Raw genomic sequence first — 5,986 nt, forward strand, 5'->3', positions numbered from 1 at the left:
GTATCTGGAGCTGTTCGCGCGCAACACCCGCCCCGGCTGGAAGTCCCTCGGCGACGAGGTCGCCAAATTCGGTGAGGTCGGATGATGGCCAAGGCGCCGCGCGATCCGCTCACGTTGGACCTGCTGTCCTGGCGGCCCAAGGAACCTATGACACCGGTTGTTCCAGCGCCCGCGCGCTCAGTCGAGCCCGAAGGCTGGCGGCTTGCGGAGCGGATCAGCCTGTCGGTTGCTGGCGCGTTGAGGGAGTCCGACATGCCGCGCGACGAAGTGGCGCGCCGCATGTCGGAGTTCCTCGGCGAGGATGTGTCGGCCCACATGCTGAGTGCCTACGCCAGCCAGGCCCGGGACGATCACAACATTTCCTTCGCACGGCTCGTTGCTCTTTCTCATGCGCTCGGGCGGCTCGATCTGCTCGACACCGGAGCGCGGCTACTTGGCAGCGCGGTTGTCGACCAGCGCTACCTGCCGGCCATCGAAGAGATGATCCTTATCGACGAGATCGAGGAGCGCGAACAGCGGCGCAAACAACTCCGTCCGAAATGGAGGGGCCGCTGATGCGCGTCGAATGGTTCACCGCCGCCGAGCTGGCCGATATGAAGCTGCGCGGGCTTCCCCGCACGAAGCGCGGCGTCAATATTCTGGCCGACCGCGAAGACTGGCAGGCGATGCAGACCCTGTCCGGCCAGTCGCTCGCCCGCAAGCGCGCCGGTCGCGAGGGTGCCGGCGGCCTCGAGTACCACTACACCGTTCTGCCGACACTCGCTCAGGTCGCCCTGCTGGCCCGCGAGGTCCGAGAGCGGGCAGCCGAGGCAAATGCACAGCACGCCGAACCCGGTCGCGGCGAGATCTGGCAGCACTTCGAAGCGGCCACCAGCAAGTCGAAGGACCGGGCGCGGCGCAACCTCGCCATCCTGACAGCCGTTCTGGATCTGGAGCGCGGGGGCGCCAATCGCTCCGCCGCAGTAGCCCAGGCCGCCGTCGATAACAAAGTCGCCATCAGCGCCATCTGGAACTGGTTCGACGCGGTGGCGGGCAAAGACCGCGCCGATTGGCTGGCATGGCTCACGCCCCGCTATTCGCGGAGCAGCGGACAAGCATCCGAGATCCACCCCGACGCCTGGGATTTCTTCCTCGCCGACTACCTGCGCCTCAGCAAGCCGAGCGTCGCCGAATGCTGGCAACGCCTGCAGGACGCCGCGCGCGACCACGGATGGGTGCTGCCGCGCACGCCGAAGACCCTGTCCCGCAAGCTCAAGCGCGAGATCGACCCCGAAGTCATCACACTCAGGAGGGAAGGTATGGAAGAGTTCAACCGTAAATACCCAGCACAGCGCCGGGATCGCTCGGATCTGCGCGCCCTGGAGGCGCTCAACTACGACGGTCACAAGATCGACCTGTTCGTGGAGTGGCCCGGCGGCGAGATCGGCCGCGCATTCCTGTTGGGGTTCCAGGACCTGTCGAGCAACAAGATCGTCAGCTGGCGGCTCGATACCACCGAGAACGCCACCGGCTTCCGTTTGGCCTTCGGCGACGTCATCGAGAACTGGGGCATCCCCGACACCGTCTTCTCAGACAACACCATGGCAGCGGCGGCCAAAGCCAACACCGGCGGCGCGAAATACCGCAACCGCTACAAGCCGCGCGACGACGATTTCCTGGGGCTGTTCCCGGCACTCGGTATTGACCTGCGCTTCACGAAGCCGGGCCATGGCCAGTCCAAGCCGATCGAGCGCGCCTTCGGGGAGCTGGCTCGCTACATCTCCAAGGCCCCGGAGTTCGAGGGCGCCTATACCGGCAACAGCGCAACGAACAAGCCGGCAAACTACGGCTCGCGCACAGTGCGGATGATCGACCTGCTGCGGGTCTGCGAGCGCGAGATCAACCGCTACAACTCACGGACCGACCGCAACAGCCTGGTCGCCCAGGGTCGCTCCTTCGACGACGTGTTCAACGAGAGCTACGAGCGCGACCTGATCCGCAAGGTTGGCCCCGAAGACGAAGCGATCCGCCGCCTCTGGCTGCTGTCGGTCGTTGGCCTTACGTGCCGCCAACCGGACGGGGTGCTGCACCTCTACGGCAACCGTTACTACGACCCGGCTCTCGCTCGCTACATCGGCCGCAAGGTCGCGGTCCGTTACGACCCGGACCGCCTCGGCAAGCACGTCCACGTCTATGACCTGGACGGCACCTACATCACCGCCGCCGGCTGCATCGCCGACACCGGCTTCATGGATGAGTCGGGGGCGAAGAAGCACGCCAAGGCGATGAAGACCCGGCTGCGCGCCACCCGCGAGCTTGCCGACGCGCAGATCGTCCTAAGTGAACGCGACGTCGCGCGGATGCTACCGGCGCCCGAAACCCCGGTAAAGCCTGAGGCCAAGGTCGTGAAGCCGCAGCGGTTCAATGCAACCGCGGCCAAACCGCAGCCGACCCGCCTGCCTGAGCACGACCCCAACGCACTGCCTGAAGAGTTCGTGAACAACGTGATGGCCATGAAGGCCATCCGTGACCGCACCCGTCTCTGACGGGGCATGGGTGACCGGCAGGCGCTGGAACGCCCGCCGGTCGATAACAGCAGAGGGATGAAGAATGAACCATATCAGCACACAGTCACCCCTGGAAAGCATCGACGACGGCGGCCTTCGACAGCGCGCGCGATCCGTTATGGAGGCCGAGCGTCTATCCCAGGCTGCCGCCGCCAAGGAAATCGGCGTATCGGGCGGCGCTCTCAACCAGTGGCTACAGGGCAAATATAAGGGCGACAACGAGGGCTTTGACCGGGCGATCGAGCAGTGGCTGTCTGCGCGCAGTCGCCGCCAAGAAGCCGCATCGCGGATCCCGTCATCGCCACCGTTCTTCACCGGGCCTACTGCCCGGGACATCCTGGTCACCCTGGCGATCGCACACGCGGACGGCGACATTGTCACGATCACCGGCGTTCCTGGGGTCGGTAAGACAGAGTCCGCCAAGCACTATCGCGACAGCAATCGGTCGGTGTGGCTTGCCACAATGGCGCCGCACTGCTCGTCGGTGGTGCCGGCCCTGCAGGAGATCGCAGAGGCGGTGGGCATCAAGGACATGTCCTACACCGGAGCGCGCCCGTTATATCGCGCGATCCTACGGAAAACCGCGGAGACCGGCGGCCTGTTGATCGTGGACGAGGCGCAGCACCTCAACGTCAAGTGCTTCGATGAAATCCGCAGTATCCACGACGCCACCGGAATCGGGATCGCGTTTCTGGGGAACGAGACGGTTGCCGGCCGAATGACGGGTGGTGGCCGGGCCGGCGAACACGCGCAGGTCTACAGCCGAGTTGGCGGCCGTCGCTACATCCCGAGGCCGACGATCGGCGACGTTCGAGCCCAGATCGAGGCCTGGGGCGTGCTCAACCCCGATTGCATCACCTACGCCGAAGAAGTGGCAGCCAAACCCGGTGCGCTGCGCCTTGTGAACAAGGTGCTCCGCCGAGCCGTGATGCATGCCGGCGGCGTGGAGCGGATCGAACTCCAGCATCTGCAGGCCGCCTGGGCAAACCTGGGGGGCGGCCAATGATTGCCGACAAAATAGAAAGCGTTATCGAGCGCTGGTTCCAGGAGATGCAGGAAACCGGCACTTTTTCGTACATCACCTTCACGCGGGGCATCGACGAGCTGCATGACGCGGCCCGCATGGCGCGCCGCCTCGAAGCCAAGCCGGTACCGCGGCGCCAGCGCGTCGTGGCGTCGACCGACCCCGCCGACCCCGTCGTCGATCTCGCCTCCTTCCGGGGGCGAGCCAAACAGCCGACATCGGGAGCCGGTCTATGAGCGCTGTCATGGACGCCGTGCCGCTGTACCCGAGCGAGGGTGCGCGGATCAGCTGGACTGAGGGCAAGGGACCGGCAGCGGTCCGGGTCGACGCGCTGGTCTCGAAGGTCCGTCCAAGCGGCCACATGCAGGTCTGCCGGCTGGACTTCTTCGACGGCACGTCGTCGACCGCCGTCATGGACGCCAACCCGGACGGCGGCGCGATCTCGATGACCTTCGAGAGCGCCGACGGCGAGCGGCACCTGGTGATGCTGGAGGCCGACCATGGCTAAGCGCCAGGGCCTGCTCTGGCTGATCCGCCAGCAACTGCGGTGGTGGCTGCTCGGCAGCCGCCGCGGCCGTTTCACCAACACACAGATCTGAGGAGCACCCGATGGGCGATTACGAAAGCCGCATGGAATCGGACCGACGCAGAGCGGTCCAGCGGAAGACCGAAGATGACCTCGCGGAGATGGTCAACAAGCCGCTTCCGGACGGTGTTTCGGTCGAGGTTTGCCGCCGAGCCACTCAGGTCGGCATGGACGCGGCCTGGATTCGGGTCTCTCAGGACGGTGAGCCCATCCAGGGCCTTTCCGGCCTCGGGAGCCGAGAGGCTCGCGGACTAGCAGCTGCACTGATCATGGCAGCGGACTCCGTCGACGCCGTCAGATCCATCGAAGCCAACTAGGAGCCAGACATGAGCGATCAACTCACTCTGCCCGTTTCCAGCCGCGAGATCCCGGTCGGCTATGTGGAGGACGCCAAGGGCAGGTTCGTTGCCGAAACGAGCGTCCGCCCGGTCCAGCAGCTCGAAGATCAGATGGTCCGGAAGGTCCTGGGCTACGCGGTCGATCTGCACAACCAGATCCAGCGCTTCAAGGGCCACGTCTTCGCCGACACCGGGTCTTACATGAGCCTCGCGGAGGAGGAATACGGCGCCACGAAGCGGGGTGCTAAGGGCCGCGGCAACGTCACCTTTATGACCTTCGACGGTCTGATGAAGGTACAGATCGCCGTCGCGGACCGGCTCACCTTCGGCCCCGAGCTGCAGGTGGCCCGCACACTCTTGGACGAGTGCATCTCCGACTGGACCGAGGATGCCCGCGCGGAGCTGCGCACCCTGGTCGATCAGGCGTTCCAGGCCGACAAGGAAGGTCAGGTCAGCCGCGACGCGGTCTTCCGGCTGCTCCGCCTGGAGTTCGACGACGCGCGGTGGAAGCGCGGCCAGGAGGCGATCCGCGACAGCATCCGGGTCATCGGCTCGAAGAGCTATGCCCGGTTCTACATTCGCCACGACCAGGCCGATGGGTGGCGCGCCGTGCCGATCGATCTGGCCGCGGTATGAGGGTGGGTCGATGCGCGCGCTCGCAAATCGCCACACTCGCCCGGCCGCGGAGGCGCCGGTCCAGTGTGAGATCTACGAGGCCTCCCGGCCGGCCGAGGTCCCCGTAGTCCACCTGGATGTCTGGTATGGCCGCCGCGACCTGTGGGTCTACCGCGCGGCCGGCGGCGAGGTCCGCACCCTGACGCCAGTGCGGGGCCTGCCGACGCCGCTGCCGGATGCCGAATGGCTCGGCTGGCCGCCGATCGGCGAGTTCCTCGCCGGCCAGGGGATCTGAGATGGACCGCGTCTGCCCCGTCCGCGGCTGCGGCGCCCCGCTCCGAAAGGGCCACGCCATGTGCCGCGAGTGCTGGAGCCGGACGTCGACATTCCATCGACGGAATGTCAGCCAGCGCTGGCGCCAGGTTCAGAACACACCGGTCGCCGAACGGCTCCATGCCATCAATCGCTATCGCGGCGCCCTGGCGCTGGCGGTGTCGGACAGCGAGATGCGGCGATGACTAGGCCGCTCGATGACGCGCTGCTGGGCTTCTGGGCCGCCACCCGGCAGCTGCTGCCACACCAGCCGAAAGCGCTGCAGCTCAATGTCCGCCGGGCGGCGACGGCGGTGACCCAGGCAGCGCGCGAGGCCGCCGAGCGCCCGGCCGGCGATCCGCGCACCGAGCTGCGCGAGGCGCTCGATCGGGCCTCCGCCGAGCTTGGGTGGTCCGACGTCATGCTGATCGTCAACGCCGCCGGCCGGCGCTGCGCCGGTCCTACCAGGAGGGCCGCCGAATGACCGCCACCGCCACCCGCGCCGACGACAAGGCCGCCCGGCGCCCCCGCGTCGCCAAGATCCAGATCGCCAAGAAAGAGCTGG

Annotated in this window: 10 protein-coding genes; all 10 read left to right on the forward strand. The window is 66.8% G+C overall.

Annotated features, from left to right (window positions below; genetic code table 11):
* Positions 1–84 precede the first annotated feature (84 nt).
* The 10 genes from BLS34_RS24945 to BLS34_RS24990 all read left to right on the forward strand — a co-directional run bounded on the left by BLS34_RS24945 (position 85) and on the right by BLS34_RS24990 (position 5,905).
* Positions 85–555 carry a DNA transposition protein gene (locus tag BLS34_RS24945; protein ID WP_139189491.1) on the forward strand — a complete coding sequence of 157 codons (471 nt, stop codon included), beginning with the start codon at positions 85–87 and terminating at the stop codon, positions 553–555.
* On the forward strand, positions 555–2,525 hold the full coding sequence (locus tag BLS34_RS24950) for a transposase domain-containing protein (protein WP_175474391.1): 1,971 nt from the start codon (positions 555–557) through the stop codon (positions 2,523–2,525). Before BLS34_RS24945 ends, BLS34_RS24950 begins: the two co-directional genes overlap by 1 nt.
* Before the next feature lie 64 nt (positions 2,526–2,589).
* Positions 2,590–3,552: an AAA family ATPase gene (locus BLS34_RS24955; protein ID WP_093154808.1), complete on the forward strand. Its 963-nt coding sequence runs from the start codon at positions 2,590–2,592 to the stop codon at positions 3,550–3,552.
* On the forward strand, positions 3,549–3,806 hold the full coding sequence (locus BLS34_RS24960; RefSeq protein WP_093154811.1) for a hypothetical protein: 258 nt from the start codon (positions 3,549–3,551) through the stop codon (positions 3,804–3,806). The genes BLS34_RS24955 and BLS34_RS24960 overlap by 4 nt, the downstream gene beginning before the upstream one ends.
* The gene (locus BLS34_RS24965; protein WP_093154813.1) at positions 3,803–4,078 is read left to right on the forward strand and encodes a hypothetical protein; all 276 of its coding nucleotides are present in this window, start codon (positions 3,803–3,805) and stop codon (positions 4,076–4,078) included. Before BLS34_RS24960 ends, BLS34_RS24965 begins: the two co-directional genes overlap by 4 nt.
* Positions 4,079–4,179: 101 nt before the next feature.
* On the forward strand, positions 4,180–4,473 hold the full coding sequence (locus tag BLS34_RS24970; protein WP_093154788.1) for a hypothetical protein: 294 nt from the start codon (positions 4,180–4,182) through the stop codon (positions 4,471–4,473).
* A gap of 9 nt (positions 4,474–4,482) precedes the next feature.
* Positions 4,483–5,130 (forward strand): DUF3164 family protein, encoded by a 648-nt coding sequence (locus BLS34_RS24975; RefSeq protein ID WP_093154785.1) that lies wholly within the window; start codon positions 4,483–4,485, stop codon positions 5,128–5,130.
* Between the two features lie 10 nt (positions 5,131–5,140).
* Positions 5,141–5,404 carry a TolB-like translocation protein gene (locus BLS34_RS24980; RefSeq protein WP_093154782.1) on the forward strand — a complete coding sequence of 88 codons (264 nt, stop codon included), beginning with the start codon at positions 5,141–5,143 and terminating at the stop codon, positions 5,402–5,404.
* Position 5,405: 1 nt separating this feature from the next.
* Positions 5,406–5,627 carry a hypothetical protein gene (locus tag BLS34_RS24985; RefSeq protein ID WP_093154780.1) on the forward strand — a complete coding sequence of 74 codons (222 nt, stop codon included), beginning with the start codon at positions 5,406–5,408 and terminating at the stop codon, positions 5,625–5,627.
* Positions 5,624–5,905 (forward strand): hypothetical protein, encoded by a 282-nt coding sequence (locus BLS34_RS24990; RefSeq protein WP_093154777.1) that lies wholly within the window; start codon positions 5,624–5,626, stop codon positions 5,903–5,905. The genes BLS34_RS24985 and BLS34_RS24990 overlap by 4 nt, the downstream gene beginning before the upstream one ends.
* The last annotated feature ends 81 nt before the right edge of the window (positions 5,906–5,986 follow it).

It is taken from the genome of Thalassobaculum litoreum DSM 18839 (assembly GCF_900102465.1).
GTDB lineage: Bacteria > Pseudomonadota > Alphaproteobacteria > Thalassobaculales > Thalassobaculaceae > Thalassobaculum > Thalassobaculum litoreum.

Coding starts and splice junctions, on each gene's coding strand:
- BLS34_RS24985 (WP_093154780.1), top strand. CDS start 5,406: ATGGACCGCGTCTGCCCCGTCCGCGGCTGCGGCGCCCCGCTCCGAAAG.
- BLS34_RS24980 (WP_093154782.1), top strand. CDS start 5,141: ATGCGCGCGCTCGCAAATCGCCACACTCGCCCGGCCGCGGAGGCGCCG.
- BLS34_RS24950 (WP_175474391.1), top strand. CDS start 555: ATGCGCGTCGAATGGTTCACCGCCGCCGAGCTGGCCGATATGAAGCTG.
- BLS34_RS24945 (WP_139189491.1), top strand. CDS start 85: ATGGCCAAGGCGCCGCGCGATCCGCTCACGTTGGACCTGCTGTCCTGG.
- BLS34_RS24970 (WP_093154788.1), top strand. CDS start 4,180: ATGGGCGATTACGAAAGCCGCATGGAATCGGACCGACGCAGAGCGGTC.
- BLS34_RS24960 (WP_093154811.1), top strand. CDS start 3,549: ATGATTGCCGACAAAATAGAAAGCGTTATCGAGCGCTGGTTCCAGGAG.
- BLS34_RS24955 (WP_093154808.1), top strand. CDS start 2,590: ATGAACCATATCAGCACACAGTCACCCCTGGAAAGCATCGACGACGGC.
- BLS34_RS24990 (WP_093154777.1), top strand. CDS start 5,624: ATGACTAGGCCGCTCGATGACGCGCTGCTGGGCTTCTGGGCCGCCACC.
- BLS34_RS24965 (WP_093154813.1), top strand. CDS start 3,803: ATGAGCGCTGTCATGGACGCCGTGCCGCTGTACCCGAGCGAGGGTGCG.
- BLS34_RS24975 (WP_093154785.1), top strand. CDS start 4,483: ATGAGCGATCAACTCACTCTGCCCGTTTCCAGCCGCGAGATCCCGGTC.